This window comes from Rhizobium sp. ZW T2_16 (genome assembly GCF_044987325.1).
Lineage (GTDB): Bacteria > Pseudomonadota > Alphaproteobacteria > Rhizobiales > Rhizobiaceae > Neorhizobium > Neorhizobium cellulosilyticum.
In genome coordinates this window covers 890,169-910,681 of record NZ_JBJDRG010000001.1, presented here as the reverse complement: position 1 = coordinate 910,681, position 20,513 = coordinate 890,169, and the positions used below count along the sequence as shown (strand labels likewise).

21 protein-coding genes and 1 other RNA gene are annotated in these 20,513 nt (G+C 59.5%); 11 read left to right on the top strand and 11 right to left on the bottom strand.

Annotation, left to right across the window (positions count from 1 at the left end; all coding sequences use genetic code 11):
• Window positions 1-3: 3 nt before the first annotated feature.
• Window positions 4-1,035 carry a peptidoglycan -binding protein gene (locus ACI3K0_RS04485; RefSeq protein WP_404944978.1) on the top strand — a complete coding sequence of 344 codons (1,032 nt, stop codon included), beginning with the start codon at window positions 4-6 and terminating at the stop codon, window positions 1,033-1,035.
• A 3-nt stretch (window positions 1,036-1,038) separates the two neighbouring features.
• Window positions 1,039-1,257: a hypothetical protein gene (locus ACI3K0_RS04480; protein ID WP_404944977.1), complete on the top strand. Its 219-nt coding sequence runs from the start codon at window positions 1,039-1,041 to the stop codon at window positions 1,255-1,257.
• A gap of 9 nt (window positions 1,258-1,266) precedes the next feature.
• Here the strand turns inward: ACI3K0_RS04480 and ACI3K0_RS04475 are convergent, their stop codons facing one another.
• Both ACI3K0_RS04475 and ACI3K0_RS04470 read right to left on the bottom strand, forming a co-directional pair.
• Window positions 1,267-2,523 (bottom strand): glucoamylase family protein, encoded by a 1,257-nt coding sequence (locus ACI3K0_RS04475; RefSeq protein ID WP_404944976.1) that lies wholly within the window; start codon window positions 2,521-2,523, stop codon window positions 1,267-1,269.
• 23 nt (window positions 2,524-2,546) lie between these two features.
• A complete protein-coding gene (locus tag ACI3K0_RS04470; RefSeq protein WP_404945116.1) occupies window positions 2,547-4,334 on the bottom strand; it encodes an ABC transporter transmembrane domain-containing protein in 1,788 nt (595 codons plus the stop codon).
• Between the two features lie 276 nt (window positions 4,335-4,610).
• On the opposite strand from ACI3K0_RS04470, the gene rpmE reads away from it, so the two are divergent.
• Together rpmE and ACI3K0_RS04460 are read left to right on the top strand one after the other, a co-directional pair.
• Window positions 4,611-4,832 carry a 50S ribosomal protein L31 gene (rpmE, locus tag ACI3K0_RS04465; protein ID WP_112454588.1) on the top strand — a complete coding sequence of 74 codons (222 nt, stop codon included), beginning with the start codon at window positions 4,611-4,613 and terminating at the stop codon, window positions 4,830-4,832.
• A gap of 87 nt (window positions 4,833-4,919) precedes the next feature.
• Complete coding sequence (locus ACI3K0_RS04460) at window positions 4,920-5,450, top strand: AAA family ATPase (RefSeq protein WP_286193986.1); 531 nt, start codon at window positions 4,920-4,922, stop codon at window positions 5,448-5,450.
• Here the strand turns inward: ACI3K0_RS04460 and ACI3K0_RS04455 are convergent, their stop codons facing one another.
• The 3 genes from ACI3K0_RS04455 to ACI3K0_RS04445 all read right to left on the bottom strand — a co-directional run bounded on the left by ACI3K0_RS04455 (window position 5,451) and on the right by ACI3K0_RS04445 (window position 7,856).
• A complete protein-coding gene (locus ACI3K0_RS04455) occupies window positions 5,451-5,963 on the bottom strand; it encodes a DUF1465 family protein (RefSeq protein ID WP_183821114.1) in 513 nt (170 codons plus the stop codon). It abuts the gene before it with no gap.
• Between the two features lie 427 nt (window positions 5,964-6,390).
• Window positions 6,391-6,582, bottom strand: coding sequence for a DUF1192 domain-containing protein (locus tag ACI3K0_RS04450; RefSeq protein ID WP_183821115.1), 192 nt, complete (start codon window positions 6,580-6,582; stop codon window positions 6,391-6,393).
• A gap of 2 nt (window positions 6,583-6,584) precedes the next feature.
• Entirely contained in the window at window positions 6,585-7,856 is a 1,272-nt protein-coding gene (locus ACI3K0_RS04445) for an MFS transporter (RefSeq protein WP_404944975.1), read from the bottom strand.
• A gap of 199 nt (window positions 7,857-8,055) precedes the next feature.
• On the opposite strand from ACI3K0_RS04445, the gene ACI3K0_RS04440 reads away from it, so the two are divergent.
• Entirely contained in the window at window positions 8,056-8,217 is a 162-nt protein-coding gene (locus ACI3K0_RS04440; protein WP_183821117.1) for a hypothetical protein, read from the top strand.
• Here ACI3K0_RS04440 and ACI3K0_RS04435 read toward each other — a convergent pair whose 3' ends face one another.
• The 4 genes from ACI3K0_RS04435 to ACI3K0_RS04420 form a co-directional block, all read right to left on the bottom strand.
• A complete protein-coding gene (locus tag ACI3K0_RS04435) occupies window positions 8,218-9,135 on the bottom strand; it encodes a PhzF family phenazine biosynthesis protein (RefSeq protein WP_183821118.1) in 918 nt (305 codons plus the stop codon).
• 186 nt (window positions 9,136-9,321) lie between these two features.
• Window positions 9,322-10,347 (bottom strand): class I fructose-bisphosphate aldolase, encoded by a 1,026-nt coding sequence (locus ACI3K0_RS04430; RefSeq protein ID WP_148143565.1) that lies wholly within the window; start codon window positions 10,345-10,347, stop codon window positions 9,322-9,324.
• A 197-nt stretch (window positions 10,348-10,544) separates the two neighbouring features.
• Window positions 10,545-11,747 (bottom strand): phosphoglycerate kinase, encoded by a 1,203-nt coding sequence (locus ACI3K0_RS04425; RefSeq protein ID WP_148143568.1) that lies wholly within the window; start codon window positions 11,745-11,747, stop codon window positions 10,545-10,547.
• A gap of 135 nt (window positions 11,748-11,882) precedes the next feature.
• Complete coding sequence (locus ACI3K0_RS04420) at window positions 11,883-13,706, bottom strand: potassium/proton antiporter (RefSeq protein ID WP_183821119.1); 1,824 nt, start codon at window positions 13,704-13,706, stop codon at window positions 11,883-11,885.
• 684 nt (window positions 13,707-14,390) lie between these two features.
• Between ACI3K0_RS04420 and ACI3K0_RS04415 the strand changes: the two genes are divergently transcribed.
• The 3 genes from ACI3K0_RS04415 (at window position 14,391) to ACI3K0_RS04405 (ending at window position 16,170) form a co-directional block, all read left to right on the top strand.
• On the top strand, window positions 14,391-15,020 hold the full coding sequence (locus ACI3K0_RS04415) for a GntR family transcriptional regulator (RefSeq protein ID WP_183821120.1): 630 nt from the start codon (window positions 14,391-14,393) through the stop codon (window positions 15,018-15,020).
• Window positions 15,021-15,139: 119 nt separating this feature from the next.
• On the top strand, window positions 15,140-15,730 hold the full coding sequence (locus ACI3K0_RS04410; RefSeq protein WP_183821121.1) for a biotin transporter BioY: 591 nt from the start codon (window positions 15,140-15,142) through the stop codon (window positions 15,728-15,730).
• Complete coding sequence (locus ACI3K0_RS04405) at window positions 15,727-16,170, top strand: DUF1284 domain-containing protein (RefSeq protein ID WP_183821122.1); 444 nt, start codon at window positions 15,727-15,729, stop codon at window positions 16,168-16,170. Before ACI3K0_RS04410 ends, ACI3K0_RS04405 begins: the two co-directional genes overlap by 4 nt.
• Before the next feature lie 54 nt (window positions 16,171-16,224).
• Here ACI3K0_RS04405 and gap read toward each other — a convergent pair whose 3' ends face one another.
• Window positions 16,225-17,235, bottom strand: coding sequence for a type I glyceraldehyde-3-phosphate dehydrogenase (gap, locus tag ACI3K0_RS04400; RefSeq protein WP_148143578.1), 1,011 nt, complete (start codon window positions 17,233-17,235; stop codon window positions 16,225-16,227).
• A gap of 82 nt (window positions 17,236-17,317) precedes the next feature.
• Complete coding sequence (gene tkt / locus ACI3K0_RS04395) at window positions 17,318-19,291, bottom strand: transketolase (RefSeq protein WP_404944974.1); 1,974 nt, start codon at window positions 19,289-19,291, stop codon at window positions 17,318-17,320.
• Between the two features lie 323 nt (window positions 19,292-19,614).
• Between tkt and ACI3K0_RS04390 the strand changes: the two genes are divergently transcribed.
• The 3 genes from ACI3K0_RS04390 (at window position 19,615) to ssrS (ending at window position 20,498) form a co-directional block, all read left to right on the top strand.
• On the top strand, window positions 19,615-19,887 hold the full coding sequence (locus ACI3K0_RS04390) for a DUF4164 domain-containing protein (protein WP_148143582.1): 273 nt from the start codon (window positions 19,615-19,617) through the stop codon (window positions 19,885-19,887).
• A gap of 12 nt (window positions 19,888-19,899) precedes the next feature.
• Complete coding sequence (locus ACI3K0_RS04385; RefSeq protein ID WP_148143584.1) at window positions 19,900-20,277, top strand: cell division protein ZapA; 378 nt, start codon at window positions 19,900-19,902, stop codon at window positions 20,275-20,277.
• Window positions 20,278-20,339: 62 nt separating this feature from the next.
• Window positions 20,340-20,498: non-coding RNA, 6S RNA (gene ssrS / locus ACI3K0_RS04380), on the top strand.
• Window positions 20,499-20,513: the final 15 nt, after the last annotated feature.

Sequence of the window (20,513 nt, the reverse complement as noted above, 5' to 3'; positions counted from 1 at the left end):
GCGATGGCGCTCGCCAAGAACCGCCGTCGCGAACGCACAGTCGATTTCTGGCCGGGCTTCGTGGATGCGCTGTCCACTCTTCTCATGGCGATCATGTTCCTGCTGACGGTCTTCGTGCTGGCGCAGTTTCTGCTCAGCCGCGAGATCACCGGTCGCGACGAGGTGTTGAACCGCCTAAACAGCCAGATCGCAGAGCTGACAAACCTGTTGGCGCTGGAAAAGAGCGGCAATCAGGATCTCGAAGATCAGCTTGCCAACCTTCAATCCTCGTTGGCTGCAGTGGAAAGCGATCGCTCGCGTCTGCAGCAGCTTTTGAATGACGGCGCCGGCAGCAGTGCGGCCGCCAATGCAAAAGTCGGTGAGCTAACCAGCGAGTTGAACAGCCAGCAGCAGATCAGCCAGCGCGCGGCAAGTCAGATCGAACTTCTTAACCAGCAGATCGCAGCATTGCGCGCACAGATTGCAGCGGTGGAGCAGGCGCTACAGGCATCGGAAGCCAAGGATGCGACCTCGCAGGCGCAGATCTCGGATCTCGGCCGCCGCCTGAATGTTGCCCTCGCTGCCCGCGTGCAGGAACTCAACCGCTATCGCTCCGACTTCTTCGGCCGTTTGCGTGAAATCCTCTCGGATCGCGAAAATATCCGGATCGTCGGCGATCGTTTCGTCTTTCAGTCGGAAGTGCTGTTTCCGGTCGGTGGCAGCGAGCTGGATGATGCCGGGCATGGTGAAATGGACAAGCTGGCAATGGCCCTGCTTGAGCTTGCCAAGGAAATACCGGCGGAAATCAACTGGGTGCTCAGGGTCGACGGCCATACCGATAATTCGCCGCTCTCCGGTGCGGGGCGTTATCGCGACAACTGGGAGCTTTCATCCGCCCGCGCAACTTCGGTTGTGAAGTATCTGATTTCGAAGGGTGTCCCGGCTAACCGGCTTGTCGCTGCCGGCTTCGGCGAATTCCAGCCGATCGCTCCGGGCGATACGCCAGAAGCGAAGTCTCAGAACCGCCGTATCGAATTGAAGCTGACGGAACGCTGATCGATGGTTGCGCAAAAACGAGATATCAACGCCCTGATCAAGGCGGTGGCTGATACGCCACGCCGTGACAATAGCACCTACCATCAGGTAATTGCCGAAGCGCGCGAAATGTTTGATCAGGCCGAAGCAGCGCTCGGCGGACCGGTCAGGATGAAGACGAAGACCAAGCTGAAGCCGAACGGCAAATATGTGGTGAAATGGGTATTCGAGCGGGCCGAATAGGCCCTGTCCTCATGCCGTATAGTGGCTTGAGGTGAAGCCGAGGCGCTCCAGTCCGCGCCGCACTTCAGGCGCCTTCATGAACAGGCTCCACAAAAGGCCGGAGCGGTGGTTCTCTATCATGGCGATGAGCGGACCCTGGTCTATGGCGATATAGGTTGGCGCGAGCCAGTCTATTGCCGGGGCAAAGGCATCGACGAAACCGAACGATCCGAACAGCTTTCCATGCTCGTAGCGGATCATGGCGCGCAGGGCCTCTTCGGCCTCCGCCGGCTGAAAGGGGAAGCTCGACAGTGCCGCGGTCGGGGCGATGGCGCCCGTGTCTGACGTCGGAGAGTTGGCGTTGTAGCCATTCGGCGCCTCCGAAGCCGTCAGGCCCCAGACATCGTATTGCTTATAGGCCGGGATGCTGAGGCAGTAGTCCCGGTTGATCTTCGTATGCGCCGCGGCCTGCTGCCAATAATCGGCATAGCGGTCCGACAGTCCGCGCGGATCAAGTGCGCAGAAGGAATATTGGGAGAGGAACAGCGGGCCACCAAGAGGCTCACCGAGGGGAAGTTCGGTGCCGAAATAGCTTTCGCCGTTTTTCATCGCGCCGGAGCGCGCCCAGCCTTCATGGTAACTTTCCGGCTTGATCGGATGCGTGTCAGAACCAGCCGCCAGCACATAGGCCGAGAGCGCTTCGTTCCAGCCCTTGATCGGAAGGTTCATGGTCCAGTTGTGGATCGGGCTCCAGTGCCAGTAAAGCGGACCATCGTCCTTGCCGCGTGTGAACCAGTCCCACTCGACTTCGTCGAACAGCCGCGTGACAGTTGCCCGCAGAGCCAGCTCGGTTTCCGATGCGCCGGTGAAATATTCTCGCGCGCAGATCAGGCCCTGAAACAGGAGGGCGGTTTCCACAAGGTCGCCGGCATCGTCATATTGCGAAAACTGGACGGTCTCGCTGGTGGCACCATCGACCATGTGGGGGAAGGCGCCGTGATAGCGGGTTGCGAGGTTCAGGCGGTCCAGAATGAGGCTGATCCGCTCCAGCGCCTCATCGCGGGTCACCCATTGCCGCTCTGCCGCAACAAGGATCGCCATCAGCCCGAAACCGGTGCCGCTGATGGAGATCATGTTGGTGGCAATCGCGCCGTTTACCCAGCGCTTGTCATAGGTGAGCTTGCTATCTGCATGCGCGCCTTCCCAGAAATACAGGAAGGTCTGATACTGAACACTGTCCAGCAATTGCTCGAGCGGGGCATTCGGGTCCAGTGGCTCGACAATCATGCAGTCTCAATCCTGTTTATCGGTCAGATAGCGCTTACGCTGCGCTGTTCCAGATCATGGAACTGCAGGCGCGCCAGCTTGGCGTAAAGTCCACCCTTGGCGACTAGGCTCTGATGGGTTCCTTCCTCGACAACGCGACCGTCCTCAAGCACGAGAATTCTGTCAGCCTTGAGGACGGTTGCCAGGCGATGGGCGATGACGAGCGTCGTGCGGTTTTCCATCAGCCCGTCAAGCGCGCGCTGTACCAGAGTTTCGCTTTCGGCATCGAGCGCGGAGGTCGCCTCATCCAGAAGCAGGACGGGCGCATTCTTCAGGATCGCCCGGGCAATCGCGATACGCTGCCGCTGGCCGCCGGAAAGGGTGATGCCGCGTTCGCCGGCCATGGTGTCATAGCCCTGGTCGAGCTTGCCGATGAACTCGTCAGCCTGGGCGGAAATGGCCGCGGCACGGACGGCCTCGCGGCTAGCACCCGGCATGCCGAAGGCGATGTTGTCGTGGATCGATGCGGCAAAGATCGTCACGTCCTGCGGCACGATTGCCAGGCGCGAGCGGATGTCTTCGATGCAAGCATCGCGAAGATCGACGCCGTCCAGTTTCACCGATCCGGTCTGTGGGTCGTAGAACCGCATAAGAAGCGAGAATATCGTGCTTTTGCCGGCACCCGACGGGCCGACGATGGCGATCGTTTCACCGGCTTTGACATTGAAGGACAGGCTGTTCAGCGTAATCGCGCTGACACGGGCCGGATAGGCGAAGGAGACCTGATCGAACTCGACTTCGCCACGGGCCGGTGAAGGCAGGGTAACCGGTTGTTCCGGGTCCTGAACGGCCGGGATTTCGTGCAGAAGTTCGGTCAGCCGTTCGGCGGCGCCACCGGCGGCGGAAAGCTCGCCCCAGACTTCCGAGAGCTGGCCGAGCGAGCTTGCGGCGATCACCGAATAAAGCACGAACTGGCCAAGCGTGCCGGCACTCATCTCGCCGGCAAGAACGCTCTGCGCGCCATACCACAAGACGCCGACGATCGAGCCGAAGACGAGGAGAATGGCAAAGCCGGTTAGAAGTGCGCGCGAACGGATCGCGACGCGGGCGGCGTCATAGGCATTCTCGACAGCAGAGGCATAACGCACGCCTGCCATCTCTTCGCCGCCGAAGGCCTGAACGGTGCGGGTCGCCGCCACGGTCTCCGATGCGAAAGCCGAGCTTTCTGCCAGCGTGTCCTGTGCGGCGCGGGAGCGGCGACGCACATTGCGGCCAAAACCGACGATCGGAAAGACGATGACCGGAATGGCGCCGAGCACCATGACGGAAAGCCACGGGCTGGTATAGATCATCATGCCCATGGCGCCGAGACAGAGAATGGTGTTGCGCAAAGCCTGGGAGGCGGCCGAACCGAAGGCGGACTTGATCTGGGTCGTGTCGGCTGTCAGGCGCGAGACGATCTCCCCCGATTGGTTGACGTCGAAGAACGATGCGGAAAGGCGGGTGACATGGGCGAAGACTTCGCGCCTCAGGTCGGCCACCACGCGTTCACCGATGGTGATCACGTAGTAATACCGCATGGCACTGGCCAGCGCCAAGAGGATGGCAAGGATCAGCAGCATGCCGAAATAGTTGTTTATGAAATGGCCGTCGGAAGACGCGAATCCATGATCGACCATGCGCCGGACGGCGAGCGGAAGAGCAAGTGTTGTCGCGGCCGCCAGAACCAGAAAGAAAAGAGCCGAAGCAACCAGCCTTCGATAACGGGAAAGATAGGGGATCAGTCGGGCGAGGGGCTTGAGGCTGCGATTCTTCTTTTCGGTCTCAGACATGTCTGCCACGGGAACTCCTGCTTGCGCATCGTCATTTTCACAATACGCGAACTCTAATATTTCAACGCACGCTGCCCGCCATTGATGTCGGACAAAGAACGCTGTAGAGGCCCTCTTATCTTGGCCTTGCGGGTACTTGTGCTAGTCGCGACCTTCCTGTATAGGCTCCGCATCGAATTGGGAAGCCGTGACCGTGCTGGTCTACGGCTTCATTGATTAAAGAGGGTCGGTGATCGCAAATGCGGCATGGAGACCCCGCAGAGCAGGAATATCGACATGAAGGCTGACATTCATCCCGAATACCACAAGATCAAGGTCGTCATGACCGATGGCACCGAGTACGAAACCTTCTCCACCTGGGGTTCGGCCGGTGACACGATGAACCTTGAAATCGACCCGAAGTCCCATCCGGCATGGACTGGTGGCAACCAGCAGCTGATGGACCGTGGTGGTCGCGTTTCCAAGTTCAACAAGCGTTTCGGCGGCCTCGGCCTCTAATAGCCTTAACGTTGGCGGACCAAAAAAAGCCTGGCGAAAGCCGGGCTTTTTTCGTTTGGTGTCATGGCAGGGCTCAAGGGGAGTGCCATGATAAAAGACAAGCAATATGAGGCCCTTCGCCGGGTAGTGATCATGGGAAATGGCGGTTCGGGCAAGACATGGCTCGCCCGCAAGCTGTCGTTATACCTCGACCGCGCTCCCGTGCATCTCGATGATGTCTACTGGCAACCCGGCCCGCATGGCGACGGCATTGCCCGTGACAAGGCGATCGTCATCGAAGAAGTGCGGGAATTGTCGCTGACCTCAGGATGGATCATCGAAGGCGTCTATGGCTGGCTGGTCAATGTCATCCTGCCGCGCGCGACGACACTGGTGTTTCTCGATCTGCCGGAAGACGAATGCATCGCCAATATCAGGGCGAGGGGCAAACAGCGCGGAGAAAGCGACGAGAGCTTCGCAGAATTGCTCGATTGGGTGTCGAAGTATCGGGAGCGGAAAAACAACTGGAATTCGTTCGAAAGTCATTTGCGGATGTTCGAAGAGTTTCCCAACGAAAAAGTGCGGCTGAGAAGCCGCACTGAAATTCTTGAATATCTGGAGCAACTGGCTGATCGATGATCAGTTGCCGAAGGCCGTCTGCAGTAGGTTCAACTGCGAGCGGACGCTGTTTTCGTTGTCCGGAACGGCAACTGCGTCAGACGGACGATAGATCTCGCGATCGAGAAGGGCCACGCGGTTTTGCAGGCGCAAAGAGCGCTCGACGAGATCGCGGAAACCTTCCGGAAGTTCGTTCCAGCCCGGTGCGTTGCGGTCGACGTTGAAACCGTCAAGGCGAACCTTGTTCTTTTCGGCGAGAACCTGATCCTTCGACATTTCGCCATTGTTTACGGCGCGCTGCAGCAGCAGCCAAGAGGCCATCTGCATGAGGCGGGTCGTCAGGCGCATGGATTCAGCGGCGTAAAGAACCGAGGCGATACGCGGCAGGACCTTCGATGCGGCACGACCCGTTCCGTCGAGATAGGTCGCGGTCTCTTCCACCAGGGACATGCCCTCGGAGTAAAGTGTCTTGAACTGCGAGGAATTCGCTGCGCGACCGGCGAAATTGACGGTATTCAGACCCTGTTCTTGCATGAATGTCATCCTGCTAACGCAACCACGATGAGGCAATGGCGGGATGTAGCGAAAGGTTCCATCGCCGCCCTCATTGACTTGAACATGATCTTTATAATTGAAATCCGCAAGGCGTTTATTAAGGAAAGGTTAATACCCACAAGAAGCGGTAAACCGATGCGGATGTTCTTGTTTTGGAACACATTTTCGGAAACTGCAAGAGAGCCTGCGAGGCGTCTCTACACGGCCGAGTAAAGCAGTTTTGCGACGTACCAAAAAAGAAGAGCCGCGGAAAGGCGGCTCTCAAGGTAAAACAGGGAGAAATCAGACCATTCGCCGGGTGGTGAAACTGTCTGAGTCCAGGAAGCCTGGACGGTCTTATAATGTCTGTTAATGATTAATATCCACTTAAAATCCCCAGGCTTTACTTGGGCATTTTCGGATCGTCTCACTTCTTGAAGAAGTTGTCGGCCGCCATCCGGCCGGCCTGTTTCTTCTGCTTGTCGGTTTCCAGCCGCGCGATTTCCTCTCTGAGGAGATCGATTCGAGCATCGAGATCGCCCACCGAAAGCATGGAAAGATCCGAGCCGATCTCATGGGCGAGCTTCTTGGCCGGCCGGTCGTCGTCGAAAAATGTCATCCTCAGTTCCTCCGGTCTTCTGTCGTGCCTTCCGCCTGCGCTGCACGCGGGTCGAGCGCCAGGCTTTCCGGGGTCGTCATCGGCGATGTTGCGGCCGGAGCGACCGTATAGGCATCACGATGCTCTGCCGGTACCGGTGCCCGCTGTCGGCTGCGGATGATGGCATAGGCCGTGATCAGGATATGCGCGATCGCGGTGACGAGGAAGAGCGCATAAGGTCCGGCCCAGGTCATGACCGGGCCGCCGAGTGTCGGGCCGATGATAGTGCCGATGCCGTAGAGCAGGAGCAGGCCGCCGGAAACCTTGACGAAGTCCTCGGGCGAGGCGAAGTCGTTGGCATGGGCAACCGCGATCGGATAGAGCGCGTTCGCCGCGGCACCGTAGATCGAGACCAGCACGATGATCCCGTAGGCGTCAGTCGGCCGCACCATGGCGACAACCAGTCCCGCCAGTGCTGCAGCGGCGGAAAGACCTGCCAGCACGTAGCGACGGTCCATGCGATCGGAGAGGCGGCCCGCCGGAAACTGCATGATCGCGCCGGCAAAGATGGTGATCGTCACCATTGCGGCGACTGCCCCTTGAGAGAGGCCGGCGCGGTTTGCGAACACAGCGGCCAGAGTGCCGTAGGCGCCATTGGCAATGCCGATCAGCAGAATGCCGACGAAGGAGATCGGCGAGTTTTTGAACAGCCCCTTCAGATCCAGCTTGGCGCGTTTGAGCGGCTGGGGAGAGGCGGCTTTTGAGAGCGTCGTGGGCAGCGCTGCGATGCTGTAGAGAATGCCGCAGATCATGAAGAGCGTCGTCGTTGTCACGTCCGAAAAGGGGACCAGCATCTGGCCGCCGACGACGCCGAAGAGCGTGATGGAAATGTAGAAGGAAAAGATCGTGCCCCGGCTTTCCGGTGTTGCGCGCTCGTTCAGCCAGCTTTCGATGATCATCGAGGTGCCGGCGGTGCAGAAGCCGGTGATGGCTCTCAACGTCAGCCATGCCGTCTGATCGACCAGCAGGCCGGTCAGAAGCACGTTCAGGCAGATCAGCGCGAGGAAGCCGGAAAAGGCGCGGACATGGCCGATCCGTCGCACCACGTTCGGTGCAACAAAGCAGCCGATGACAAAACCCGCAGCCCAGGTCGTGCCGAGCAGGCCAAGCGTCTCGTTGGAATAGCCTTCGAGAGAGCCCCTCAAGGGCAGGAGCAGGCCCTGGAGGCCGTTGCCAAGGAATAGAAAAAGGGTTCCGGATAAAAGGGCGAGGACGGGAAGCAGGTTTCGTCTCATCGTCTCACAAATGGGTTCGTGTCAAACAATCAATGGCACATTTCCCTGCCGTCAGACGTGTTGCGCCTTGCCGCAGGGAACGGTAACGAGGGACGGGGCTCGCTGTTGATTTGCTTGCCCCTCCCAAAGCCTATCTGTGGTGGAGTTTAAAAATGTCTACCCTGTGGCGAGACGCGAAAAGATCGCAGCAGGGCGAACAATGACAAAAGCAATCTCCATCCTGCTCATGCTTGGCATGGTCGTTCAGATCATAAGGCCGCTGGGCTTTCCCGGCCTCAAGCGTCGCATGGACTTCTGGAAAATTGCTGTGCTTGCTTTTGTGATCTGGACCATTGCGCTGCTCGCGCGGGAGTTCTTCTGATCAGCATTCGATGCTGCCGCGCATGACGAAGACAGAGCGGCCGCTGATCCGCACATCGGTTACCTTGCCATGTTGCTTGGTAACATCGAGTTCGATGATGCTCCTGCGGCCCATCTCCACGCCCTGCTCGATTGTCAGTTGGGTGTTGATATCCGCCTCGGGCATGTTGGCGACCAGATATGCGCCGAGCGCACCGGATGCACTGCCGGTTGCAGGATCTTCCGGAACATCGTCAAGTGGAGCGAACATGCGTGCACGGATATGGTCCGGCCGCGACGGACCGCGGACATAGAGAAATACTGAAAATCCGAGGCCGTCGCCGGGATGACGGGCGACTGTTTCCCGGAAGGCAGCAAGATCCGGCAGGGCGCGACCAAGGGCGTCTAGGCCATCCAGTTCGGCAAGGACGAAGCCGAGACCGACAGAGGCAAAGACCGGCTGGTGCCGATCGGTGCGGACATTTTCCGTTTCGATAGCGACGCAGCGCGCCACAAGCTCTGCTGCAACCGTCTCTCCGATCTCGAGCGATCTCGGGGCGCGGATCGAGGCGGCGGCGACCTTGCCATCTTCGCGCTTCAATTGGACCTCGACGAGGCCGGCTTTTTCCTCGAAACGAAGGCTGTCGCCGATGGCTTTGCCGAACAGGCTCGTCTCCTGGCCAAGAACGTAAGCGGTGCCGACATTGGGATGGCCGGCGAAGGGAACTTCCAGCGTCGGCGTAAAGATACGGACATGGGCGCTGTTGGCCGGATCTTCTGGCGGCAGCACGAATGTGCTTTCGGAATAGCCGAATTCGGTGGCGATCTCGTGCATCTGCTGCGTGGTCAGTCCGCGTGCATCGGTGATGACGGCAAGCGGGTTGCCGGTGAAGCGTTCGGCAGTGAAAACATCGACGGTGACGAATTCGACTTTGGGCATGGCATCCTCCAAGGGTGAGGGACGATGCTTAAGCGGCTGCGATGCGGCTCACCAGTCAAACTTTGTTATGGTATCAATCAACGGAAAAACCGCGCCGTTGCCGACGCGGTTTTCTCCCTCCCTGCAGCATCCGCGCCAAATCAAGGCTGCGGACCGGCTGCAACGATTTCGGTGAAAAGGCTTGGCTTACGCAGCCTTTTCAAGATCCTTCTTCCATGTGCCCTTGGCGGCGAGCGTGTTCATTTCGGCGCGGTGCGCAAAGGCGCGCTGGCCGGCTGCAACATTCTCGGACTTGCCACCCCATGCCTTAAGAGCGGTTTCCTGCAGCGCGCGGCCATAGGAATAGGTGAGCTTCCAGGGCAGATCGTAACCGGCAACCATGGCTGAGAGGTGCGCCGTTGCTTCTTCCGAGGTCTGGCCGCCGGACAGAAAGGCGATGCCCGGTACGGAAGCAGGAACGGTGGCCTTCAGAACCTTGACGGTGCGTGCGGCGACTTCTTCCACCGAAGCCTTGCGGGCCTTGATGCCATCAATGACCATGTTCGGCTTCAGGATCATGCCTTCGAGATCGACGCGGGCGTCGAACAGGTCGGCGAAGACGGTCTGCAGTACGTGCTGGGTAACTTCGGCGCAACGGTCGATGTCATGGTCGCCGGGAGTGCCGTCCATCATCACTTCCGGCTCGACGATCGGCACGATGTCAGCCTGCTGGCAGAGCGCTGCATAACGAGCGAGAGACTGCGAGTTGGCCTTGATCGAACCCCAGCTCGGACGTTGGTCACCGATGGTGATGACGCCGCGCCACTTGGCGAAACGGGCACCGGCTTCACGATATTTGCGGAGGCGTTCATAAAGGCCATCGAGACCTTCAGTAATGAATTCGTGCGGGTGAAGCGCCATCGGCTTCGCGCCGATATCAACCTTGATGCCAGGAATCGAGCCGGCTGCGGTCATGATGTCGACGAACGGAGTGCCGTCGGCTGCCTTCTGGTAGAGGGTTTCTTCATAGAGGATGACACCGGAAATGCAGTTCTTCATCGCTGCTTCGGTGCGGAAGAGCATCTCGCGGTAGTCACGGCGGCTCTCTTCGGTAGACTCGATCCCGATGCTATCGAAGCGCTTTTTGATCGTCCCGGTGGACTCGTCGGCGGCCAGAAGGCCCTTGCCGTTCGATACCATCTTGAGTGCAATATCTTCCAGACGTTCGGTCATTTGTCGATCTCCAACACTTGATATCTGAGGCGATAACAGATGTAGGGCGGAAGTAAATCCACGGCTAAATATTTGAAACGATTGAATTCAATTCAATCGTTTAAAACATCTAAAAAATTTAAAGGGGTCTTGAAACGCGAATGCGCGGAGCCATGTCCGCGCACTCTGGTTGTGGTCAAGCTGTGGATAAACAGCAATCAGGCCGTCTTGGACAGAACTGCCACGCCGGGCAGTTCCTTACCTTCCATCCATTCAAGGAAAGCGCCGCCTGCCGTCGAGATGTAGGTGAAGTCGTCGGCAACGCCCGCATGGTTCAAGGCTGCGACCGTGTCACCGCCACCTGCAACGGATGTCAGCTTGCCGGCCTTGGTCTGTGCCGCTGCGAACTTTGCTGCCGAAACGGTTGCTGCGTCGAAGGGTGTGATTTCGAAGGCGCCGAGCGGGCCATTCCAGACGAGCGTAGAGGCCTTGCCGATCCATTCGTTGATGGCTTCGACCGACTTCGGGCCGACATCGAGGGCCATGGCATCGGCCGGGATGGCGTCGATGGCGACGATCTCGTTTGCTGCATTGGCCTTGAACTCGCGGGCAACGACAGCATCGACGGGGAGGACGATGGCGCAACCGGCGCTTTCGGCTTCAGCCATGATTGCCTTGGCGGTTTCGCCGAGATCATGTTCGCAGAGCGACTTGCCGACATTGATGCCCTTTGCCGCGATAAAGGTATTGGCCATGCCGCCGCCGATGACGAGCGCGTCGACCTTCTTTACCAGGTTCTGCAACAGGTCGATCTTGGTCGATACCTTTGCACCACCAACGATGGCAACTGTCGGGCGAACCGGTGCGCCAAGACCCTTTTCCAGCGCCTCAAGCTCGGCCTGCATGGTGCGGCCAGCATAGGCGGGCAGATGGTGCGCGAGGCCTTCGGTCGATGCGTGAGCGCGGTGAGCGGCAGAGAAGGCGTCGTTGACGTAGATGTCGCCGTTTGCGGCAAGCGCTTCGGTAAACTCGGCGTCGTTCTTTTCCTCGCCCTTGTGGAAGCGGGTGTTTTCCAGAAGCAGGATGTCGCCGTCCTTCATCGATGCGACGGCCTTTTCGGCGTCGGGGCCGATGCAATCGGCGGCGAAGAGGATCTTGGTGCCGAGCACTTCGTTGATGGCCGGGACGATCAGCGAGAGAGACATGTCGGCGACAGGCTCACCCTTTGGGCGACCGAAATGGGCAAGCAGGATGACCTTGGCGCCTTTTTTCGACAGTTCAAGGATGGTCGGGGCAACACGCTCGATGCGGGTCTTGTCGGTTACCTTACCGTCGGCAACCGGTACGTTGAGATCGACGCGTACGAGAACGCGCTTGCCCGCTGGGTTGCTGATATCGTCAATAGTCTTGAATGCCGGCATGGGCTAATCCACTCCTTGAGTGCTGAAATGGGACCGAGTGCCCTGAAGCGCCCGGCCGCTGAAACTGGCGGACCATACTATGGTTGCGGCCCGACGCAAGGGCGCCAAGAGCCGCAGTGGTCTCTCAAGTATAGCCTATCGCCTTTGGGTGGGCACCGGCTTTCCGCGGTATTTGCGGATGAGGTCACGCACGCGATGCGCGATCTCTCGCATGTTGATGAAGATCGGCAGGTTGATGGTCGGTTCGACCGGTTCCAGTGAAACGCCGATCGAACGGATGTGGTTTAACTCGTCGACTTCGCGGACGATCAGGACGATCGAGCCGAAGCGCATGCGGTCGGCATATTCCGCCTTGCCGCCGAGGCGTGCGATCAGCAGTTCGCCGACCGTCATGGAATGTTCGGCGGGAGACAGAAGGCCCGGACCATAGGCGGCGTCGAGTTCTTTCGCGGGGCGGGCGGGGGAGATGGCGAAGGCGCCGAAAAATTCCTCGTCATTGTCATCCACCGGCGCGCGGGCCGCAAACAGGCGGTCGAGCAGTTTGGTGTAGGTCGGGGCGACGAAGAGATAGACCTGATCGCCCTCCCGCAGCCGTCCGGCATATTGATAACGCATGCTCTTTGCGTCGCGGATGACGAGCGAAGGCATGGCCCAGCGGGGAATGCGCTCGCCGCGCATGATCGGGCTGTCCTTGATGACCTTGTAGGAGATCAGTTCGTGCTGGGCAGCGCCCGGCAGATCGAGCTCGATCTTGTCGACCGCGCCCATGCGCGGCGGAATGATGAGGCCAAGTTTTGTCGCGACCGGCTTGATCGTCCAGCCCTGCAGGCAGAGCGATACGAGGACGATGATGAAGGCGACATTGAAGAAGAGTTCGCCATTCTCGACGCCGCTCAGGAGTGGCATTATCGCGAGCAGGATCGATACCGCGCCGCGCAGGCCGACCCAGGCGACAAAGCCGATTTCCTGCTGAGTGAAATCGAAGGGCAGCAGGCTCAGCCAAACCGCGATGGGCCGGGCGACGAAGATGAGGAAGAGTGCAAGGCCGATCGCCGGCAGAAGAATGGCCGGGAACTGTGATGGTGTGGCGAGCAGGCCGAGAACGAGGAACATGATGATCTGGGCAAGCCAGGTCAGCCCCTCGTTGAAACGCATGATCTGCTGCTTGGCGTACATCTTGCGATTTCCGGCATACATGCCGGCGACATAAACGGCGAGAAAGCCGCTGCCGCCCATGGCGCCGGTGAAGGCGAAGACGAGCAGGGCGAGTGTCAGTACGAAGATCGGCGCGAGGCCGCGGTCTGAGGTGAAGCGGTTGAGGATCGCCACGATCATCATGCCACCGAGCAGGCCGAAGACGAGGCCGAGCCCCATTTCCTCGAAGAAGGTGAAGAAGAAATGCAGGTCGATGCCGGAGAGGCGCTGGCCGGTGCCGATCAACTCGGCAATTGCGATGGTCAGGAAGATCGCCATCGGATCGTTGGTGCCGGATTCGACTTCGAGCGTCGAGCGTACCTTGTCGCGGATATTGATGCCGCCGATGCGCAGAAGAAAGAAGACGGCGGCAGCATCGGTCGAGGCAACGATCGAACCGAGCAGCAGTCCTTCCAGCCAGTCGAGATTCAGAAAAAGGGCTGCGGCAAAGGCGAAGATGCCGGAGGTCAGAAGCACGCCGACCGTGGCCAGCGTGATTGCCGGTACTGCAGCGATCTTGAAGGAGTGAATGGGAGTGATGAAGCCGGAATCGAACAGGATAACGGCCAATGCCAGCGATCCCAGCATGAAGGTGAAGGGATAGTTGGAGAATTGTATTCCGAGGCCATCGACGCCGGCGAGAAGGCCGATCGACAGGAAGACGAGAAGCAGCGGTGCGCCGAAGCGGAAGGCGAGAAGGCTGGAGAAGGCGGAAACCAGCACAAGCAGTGTGCCGATCAACAATACGATATAAAACGCCTCCAAAGACCCCGACCTCTTCGTTTGCCGCTTGCTCCCTTCCCGGGCAGCACGTGCTGGTCGCGAAACCGGTTTTCGGTCGCGGGGCATCTGTCGGGGCGGGGGCAGATCCGGCGCGAGCCGGAGCGAATCGTCACTCTCAGCAATAGGCAGGAACAAATCCGGCAAGAGAAGGGCAGGGTGGAAAAAAGACGGTCTTACCCCTTGGTGCTTTCAGCTTTTCAGAGAACGGAGAGCCCACGCAAATGCGGAACCTCGATTGGGTAGATAAGGCGGCTCCGCATTCGCGTGGCCTTCGGCTGGTATCGGGACTTCCGGTCCTACGGGTGATCTTCTCGCCTCGCTGCATGTGGTTACCCACACTTGGACGGCTCAACCGAACCCGGCATGGCTGCCGGGGGGGGGCTTGATAGGAGGGGCCGGTTTTGACGCCGGACGCTCCATGCGTTTCGCCCCTCTCGTCCTTGCCGCACGTAATGGGGCAAGGACGAGAGCGCCGGCCGCCGCCTGCCCGCGAACGTCTCGCGAAACGCTCCGGCGATGGAGGCGGGCGGATTGTAGATGCAGGTCGGGAGCGCGGGGATGATTGATGCGCTAAAGTATTGAATACGTGCGCAAGGATGGCGCTCACGTCCACATGGTGGTGGTTCAGCGCTCGACGGCTACGTCGTCATCAATTATCTATAATTCATGACGACAGCCAAATCAGACACGATTGCCTCGCGTATCAGTCGAGAGCTTGCCGAGCGCATCGTTACCGGCGTGATTGCCGCCGGTGCACGGCTTCGGCAAGATCATATTGCCGAAGAATTCGGGGCCAGCCATGTGCCGGTGCGTGAGGCGTTTCGGCGGCTGGAGGCGCAGGGCCTGGTTGTCAGCGAGCCGCGCCGGGGGGTGAGGGTTGCGGGCTTCAGTCTCGACGAGGTAAAAGAGGTGGCCGAAATGCGCGCCGCCCTGGAAGTGCTGGCTTTGCGCCATGCCGCGCCTCATTTGACAAGGGCCATTCTCGATGCGGCCGAGGCTGCGAACCATGCCGGTGAAAAGGCTGTCGACGTGCAGGCGTGGGATGAGGCAAATCGGAGCTTTCATCGCCTAATCCTCAGCCCTTGCGGCATGCCGCGCCTGTTGAAGTCCATCGAAGACCTGCAGGTGGTCGGTGCCCGATTGCTGTTTTCCGGATGGCGGGCCGAGTGGGAAGCGCCAACGGACCGGGATCATCGCGCCATTCTCTCCGCGCTTAGGGCCGGAGATGTGGATCAGGCGGCTGCGGTGCTTGCGCGGCATGTGCAGTGGGTCGGCCCTAACCCCCGCAAAAGCTAAAATTCCTTCGCAATTTCAAGGCGTTTTGCTGGCTGTGAATTTCATGGCTTGTCAATTCGTGTGGTCTGTGGACTCATTATCTATAGATTCCTGAAATTATCTATAATTTGGAGATCCGCATGAACTACGCTTCTACCCGCACTGCCAAGCCTGCCTTCAGCCCGCTTGATCTGCAGAATGCTCCGCTCGTCCTGCGTGGCCTGGCTATCGTGCTTGGCACTGGGATACTTGCCGCATCTTCCTACGTCGCGGTGCCGATGATCCCCGTGCCAATCACCATGCAGACCCTGGCTGTCACGCTGATCGGTGCGCTTTACGGCTGGCGTCTGGGGGCGGCGACGGTTGTCGCATGGCTTGCCGAGGCTGCCATGGGCATGCCGGTTCTGGCCAACGGGGCAGGCGGGCTTCATGTTTTCGTCGGGCCGACGTCCGGTTATCTGTTTTCCTTCCCCGTCATCGCAGCCGTCACGGGCTTTTTGGCGGAGAAGGGTTGGAACGGTCATCGCCCGGTTCTGGCGTTCGTGGCGATGATGATCGCCAATCTTCTGTGCCTTGTTATCGGCGGTGTCGTTCTGGCCTTCATGATCGGGGCGCAGAAGGCTTTTCTGTTCGGAGTGCTGCCGTTCCTCGTCGGCGCCGGGTTGAAATCCGCGCTCGGCGCGGCGATCCTGCGTCTGCTGGCGCGAGGCAGGACCAAGCCTGCTGCATGACGGTTCGGCTGAGACCGCATCATCTCCTTTGCCTGCTCACATATGTGGGCAAAGGATACACGCCGGGTTTTGTCGCCAACTACGATCGTATCGCCAAACGGCTATCGAGCGGCGAGGATGTTCTCGTCGTCGACGGTCCGGACGACATTTGCGCAGCACTTTTGTGCGAGCCTGAACCGCATTGTTTTCGTGACAGCGTGCGTGTCCGTGATGCGCAGGCGGCGGCGGATATCGGGGATCTGCTGGAGATGCGCTTGTCGGCGGGTGCGCGGATCGATCTGCATCCGGGGGTGCTTGCTAGAATGCGAAAAGCCTTTGCCGAGGGACAATCGCGGAAAGCCTGTCGCGGCTGCGAATGGTACGATCTCTGCAGCGGTATCGCCAATGATGGTTATGGTACGGTGCGGGTGAGGGCGACTATCGAGACGACGTGTCTCTGATGCAATAAAAAAGGGGCGCTCGAGGCGCCCCTTTCTTCATTCGTATCGGCTCGATCAGATGAGCTTTGCCATTGCTACGGAGGTGTCGGCCATGCGGTTGGAGAAGCCCCATTCGTTGTCGTACCAAGACAGAACGCGGACGAAGTTGCCTTCCAGCACCTTGGTCTGGTCGATCGCGAAGATCGAGGAATGGCTGTCGTGGTTGAAGTCGCGGGAAACCAGCGGCTCTTCGGTGTAGCCGAGGATGCCCTTCAGCTTGCCGTTTGCAGCAGCCTTGATGGCTTCGCTGATTTCGGCAACCGTGGTGTTCTTCTTGGCAACGAACTTGAAGTCGACAACCGAGACGTTCGGGGTCGGCACGCGGATCGAGGTGCCGTCGAGGCGGCCCTTGAGGTGCGGCAGAACGAGACCAACTGCCTTTGCGGCGCCGGTCGAGGTCGGGATCATGGACAGGGCTGCAGCGCGGGCGCGGTACAGGTCCTTGTGCATGGTGTCGAGCGTCGGCTGGTCACCCGTGTAGGAATGGATTGTGGTCATGAAGCCGTGGTCGATACCGACAGCGTCATCCAGCGTCTTGACGACCGGAACCAGGCAGTTCGTGGTGCACGACGCGTTGGAGATGACCAGATGGTCCTTGGTCAGGGCGTCATGGTTGACGCCGAAGACGACGGTCAGGTCTGCGCCGTCGGACGGAGCCGAAACGATGACGCGCTTTGCGCCGGCGGTCAGATGCAGGGCAGCCTTTTCACGGGAGGTGAAGATACCGGTGCATTCGAGCGCGATGTCGACGCCGAGTTCCTTGTGCGGCAGGGTTGCCGGATCCTTGATCGCGGTAACCTTGATCGGCTTGCCGCCGCCAACGGTGATGGTATCGCCGTCAACTTTCACTTCGGCCGGGAATTTGCCGTGGATCGAGTCGTAGCGGAGCAGATGGGCATTGGTTTCAACCGGGCCAAGGTCGTTGATGGCAACGACTTCGATATCGGTGCGACCCGATTCGACGATGGCGCGGAGGACGTTGCGGCCGATACGGCCGAAGCCGTTGATGGCAACCTTTACAGTCATATGAGCTTTACTCCCTGATAATGGGGCTACGTTCTAACGCGGGTTGTGACTGCCCTACTTTGATCTAGGGCAGTCGGTAGCATTAAATTTTTGCTTCGGCGGCAGCGACGACAGCGTCAGCCGTGATGCCGAAGTGCTTGAAGACATCCTTGGCCGGGCCGGAAGCGCCAAAGCCCTTCATGCCGATGAATGTGCCTTCCGGACCGATGAAGGCATCCCAGCCTTCGCGAACGCCGGCTTCGACGGCGATCTTGACCGGGGACTTGCCGATGATTTCCGCGCGGTAGGCATCCGGCTGTTCGAAGAAGAGTTCTGTCGAGGGAACCGAGACGACGCGAACGGTCGTGCCCTTTTCACCGAGCGTCTTTGCCGCAGCTACTGCCAGTTCGACTTCCGAGCCGGATGCGAAGATCGTGACCTTAGCATCGGCATTGCCGGAGAGTGTGTAGGCGCCCTTGGCCGAACGGTTCTCTTCCGAATATTCGGTGCGAACGGTGGTGAGGTTCTGGCGGGTGAGGGCAAGACCCGACGGACGATCCTTGGTCGAGACGGCGATCTGCCAGCATTCGGCAGTTTCGACGGCATCGGCCGGGCGGAACATCATCAGGTTCGGGATGGCGCGCAGCGAGGCCATCTGTTCGACCGGCTGGTGGGTCGGGCCGTCTTCGCCGACGCCGATCGAATCATGCGTCAGGACGTGGATGACGCGGATACCCATCAGGGATGCCAGGCGGATCGGCGGGCGGCAATAATCCGAGAAGATCATGAAGCCGCCGCCGTAAGGGATCAGGCCGCCATGCAGCGCGATGCCGTTCATGGCCGACGCCATGCCGTGCTCGCGGATGCCCCAGTGCATATAGCGACCGGAGAAATCCGTCGGCGTGACGGAGATCATCTGGCTGGTCTTGGTGTTGTTCGACGGCGTCAGGTCGGCGGAGCCGCCGAGCGTTTCCGGCAGGAAGCCGTTGATGATTTCAAGCGCGTCTTCGGAAGCCTTGCGGGTTGCGACCGTCGGCTTGGTTTCGGCGAGCTTCTTCTTGTAGTCGCTGATCGCAGCGTCGAAGCCTGCTGGTAGATCACCGGCGAAGCGGCGATCGAACTCGGCCTTCTTGGCGGACTTTTCGAGGCGGCCTTCCCATGCCTTGACGGCGTCTGCCGAGCGGGTGCCGGCGGCGCGCCATTCGGACAGGACATCGTTCGGGACGACGAAGGGTTCGTATTCCCAGTTCAGCGCCTTGCGAGTTGCAGCGATTTCTTCCGCACCGAGCGGGGAGCCGTGAACCTTGTGGCTGCCGGCCTTGTTCGGAGAGCCGAAGCCGATCACCGTCTTGCAGGCGATAAAGGTTGGCTTATCGGACTTGTGGGCTTCTTCAATCGCGGCGGCAATGGCTGCCTGATCATGGCCGTCGATTTCGATCGTGTGCCAGTGAACGGCCTTGAAGCGGGCGATCTGGTCGGTTGAGTCCGACAGCGAAACGGCGCCGTCGATGGTGATCGAGTTGTTGTCCCAGAAGAGGACGAGCTTGTTGAGCTTCAGGTGGCCGGCAAGCGCGATGGCTTCGTGGGAGATGCCTTCCATCAGGCAGCCATCGCCGTTGATCACGTATGTATAGTGATCCTGCAGGTCGGCGCCGAATTCGTCGCGCAGCTTGCGTTCGGCAATCGCCATGCCGACGGCATTGGCGATGCCCTGGCCGAGCGGACCGGTGGTGGTCTCGATGCCGGTGGCGTGACCGTATTCCGGATGACCGGCGGTCTTGGAGCCGAGCTGGCGAAAGCCCTTCAGGTCCTCGACGGTCATGTCTTCATAACCGGTCAAATACAGCAGCGAATAAAGAAGCATCGAACCGTGGCCGGCCGACAGCACGAAGCGATCGCGGTCCGGCCAGTGCGGTTTCGTCGGGTCGAACTTCAAATATTTGGAGAACAGGACCGTTGCCACGTCGGCCATGCCCATCGGCATGCCCGGGTGGCCGGAATTCGCCTTTTCGACGGCATCCATGGCAAGGAAACGGATCGCATTCGCCATCCGGTCGTTTTGTTCGCGAGAAGTCATGGCTAATCCACTGTATCCGAGTGTCGGTCAGAGGCCCGTTTGGAGGGCCATTTGAGGGAGCGCCTGATCCTTATCAGGTGGCGCGCGCAAGTCAACAAATGTGGGGCTATAGCTATTACATATTGAGCAGGTTTGCGACAGGTCGCCGTTTGTTTGGGCAGATGTGTGCAAAAACGATATAAGGTGATTGATCCACAAGTCGATGACGCACAGAGGGTGGTGGTTTGTTGACCGGCTTTCAAGCGGTGCTTAATCTGTTTTACCTAATGGCGAGGTTTGGCTGCACGATTCGGTCTTCTTCGCATTCTCACGGGATATGATGGATGCCGGCAGAAAAGACGGTTGAGGTGGCGCTTTCGGAACTGCGCGCAGCGGTGGGCAGTCTCGAAAATGCCGTGGATGCCCGTATCGAACGTCAGCGCGAGAGCCGCGACGTCGATAGCGAAGTTCGTCGCGTCCATGCAGATCGTGCCCGTCTGGCACAGGAGCTCGATCAGTCGCAATTTCGCGCCAATCGGCTGGAAGAAGTCAATCGCGAAGTATCGCGTCGACTGGTGACGGCTATGGAAACGATCCGCGCCGTGCTTGATCGTTGACGGGAGAATTTGATGGCTCAGATTACAGTCACGATCGATGGCAAGGCCTATCGCATGGCCTGCGAGGAGGGGCAGGAAGATCACCTGACCCAGCTTGCCGACCGGCTGGACCGCTATGTCGGCCACCTCAAGGGGCAGTTCGGCGAAATCGGCGATCTGAGGATCACCGTCATGGCCGGCATCATGATCATGGACGAACTGTCCGAAATGACGCGTAAGGTTTCGGCTCTCGAGGCGGAACTGGCTTCCCTGCGGTCCAATCGCGACGGATCTATCGAGGTGCAACAGCGCAACGAGCAGGTGCTGGTCTCTACGATCGGCGAGCTTGCTGCGCGGATCGAAGGGCTTGCGGCAAAGCTCAACGGGCGCACACCTGCCGAGATCAATTGATACTTACAAAAATTCGATCCCTGGCTACTGGCGCTGCCCGAGGATCGCACATATATTCTGGTCGCGTTCTGCGCTTCCCGACAGGAACCACAATCCCTGGGGCCATACTCGATCCAAAGGGAGCTGTCCCTGACCAGGCCCGTGGGCTTGGACATATGGCGCCCACCTACGTTTGTAGGCACCCAGGATCGTAAAACTCCATCGGTCGCCGTGGATCGCGCTTTCCTTTTTTAGAT

Coding starts and splice junctions, on each gene's coding strand:
- ACI3K0_RS04425 (WP_148143568.1), bottom strand. CDS start 11,747: ATGCCGGCATTCAAGACTATTGACGATATCAGCAACCCAGCGGGCAAG.
- ACI3K0_RS04435 (WP_183821118.1), bottom strand. CDS start 9,135: ATGCCCAAAGTCGAATTCGTCACCGTCGATGTTTTCACTGCCGAACGC.
- ACI3K0_RS04450 (WP_183821115.1), bottom strand. CDS start 6,582: ATGACATTTTTCGACGACGACCGGCCGGCCAAGAAGCTCGCCCATGAG.
- ACI3K0_RS04405 (WP_183821122.1), top strand. CDS start 15,727: ATGACGGTTCGGCTGAGACCGCATCATCTCCTTTGCCTGCTCACATAT.
- ACI3K0_RS04460 (WP_286193986.1), top strand. CDS start 4,920: ATGATAAAAGACAAGCAATATGAGGCCCTTCGCCGGGTAGTGATCATG.
- ACI3K0_RS04445 (WP_404944975.1), bottom strand. CDS start 7,856: ATGAGACGAAACCTGCTTCCCGTCCTCGCCCTTTTATCCGGAACCCTT.
- ACI3K0_RS04480 (WP_404944977.1), top strand. CDS start 1,039: ATGGTTGCGCAAAAACGAGATATCAACGCCCTGATCAAGGCGGTGGCT.
- ACI3K0_RS04415 (WP_183821120.1), top strand. CDS start 14,391: ATGACGACAGCCAAATCAGACACGATTGCCTCGCGTATCAGTCGAGAG.
- ACI3K0_RS04470 (WP_404945116.1), bottom strand. CDS start 4,334: ATGTCTGAGACCGAAAAGAAGAATCGCAGCCTCAAGCCCCTCGCCCGA.
- ACI3K0_RS04430 (WP_148143565.1), bottom strand. CDS start 10,347: ATGACCGAACGTCTGGAAGATATTGCACTCAAGATGGTATCGAACGGC.
- rpmE (WP_112454588.1), top strand. CDS start 4,611: ATGAAGGCTGACATTCATCCCGAATACCACAAGATCAAGGTCGTCATG.
- ACI3K0_RS04440 (WP_183821117.1), top strand. CDS start 8,056: ATGACAAAAGCAATCTCCATCCTGCTCATGCTTGGCATGGTCGTTCAG.
- ACI3K0_RS04485 (WP_404944978.1), top strand. CDS start 4: ATGGCGCTCGCCAAGAACCGCCGTCGCGAACGCACAGTCGATTTCTGG.
- ACI3K0_RS04410 (WP_183821121.1), top strand. CDS start 15,140: ATGAACTACGCTTCTACCCGCACTGCCAAGCCTGCCTTCAGCCCGCTT.
- ACI3K0_RS04390 (WP_148143582.1), top strand. CDS start 19,615: ATGCCGGCAGAAAAGACGGTTGAGGTGGCGCTTTCGGAACTGCGCGCA.
- ACI3K0_RS04455 (WP_183821114.1), bottom strand. CDS start 5,963: ATGCAAGAACAGGGTCTGAATACCGTCAATTTCGCCGGTCGCGCAGCG.
- ACI3K0_RS04385 (WP_148143584.1), top strand. CDS start 19,900: ATGGCTCAGATTACAGTCACGATCGATGGCAAGGCCTATCGCATGGCC.
- tkt (WP_404944974.1), bottom strand. CDS start 19,291: ATGACTTCTCGCGAACAAAACGACCGGATGGCGAATGCGATCCGTTTC.
- ACI3K0_RS04475 (WP_404944976.1), bottom strand. CDS start 2,523: ATGATTGTCGAGCCACTGGACCCGAATGCCCCGCTCGAGCAATTGCTG.
- gap (WP_148143578.1), bottom strand. CDS start 17,235: ATGACTGTAAAGGTTGCCATCAACGGCTTCGGCCGTATCGGCCGCAAC.